This is a genomic window from Planomonospora algeriensis (assembly GCF_977012225.1).
In genome coordinates, this window is record NZ_CDRNDK010001123.1 from 1 (window position 1) to 390 (window position 390).

General features: G+C 69.5%; 1 protein-coding gene. It reads left to right on the forward strand.

What is annotated here, in order from left to right; genetic code table 11:
* Positions 1 to 101 precede the first annotated feature (101 nt).
* Positions 102 to 390: hypothetical protein (locus ACWJ6R_RS38100; RefSeq protein ID WP_449066815.1), on the forward strand; the 289-nt coding region annotated here is incomplete at its 3' end.

Below are 390 nucleotides of genomic sequence, written 5' to 3' on the forward strand. Positions count from 1 at the left end.
TGCGCCGGCTGTCGTCGCCCGATGACCTGGTGGCCACCAACGCCCACTGCCGGGTGCCTGGCCGGAAGACGTGCGATCCGCGGCATTTCTGGATTTCGGCGTTGTCCGAGCGGCGGGTCCTGGTCGAGGGATGGTCGTACACCGCCAAGGACAACGAGCACCTCATGAAGCACGGGAGGTTCAGTCCGTTCTGGGACGCCGGGCGGCTGGCGGCCAATGACGGGTTCTTCCGCGATCCATCGGCGGAGTCCGCCGAGCGGCTGCGGACGGAGTACGGGGTCCGGTGGCTTTTCGTGGACACGCGCTTCGGCAGGCCCTCGGTGCCGCTGCGCACCGTCGCGGAGCTCCGGTTCCGGCGGGGGGTCTGCGAGGTCTACGAACTGGTCGCGG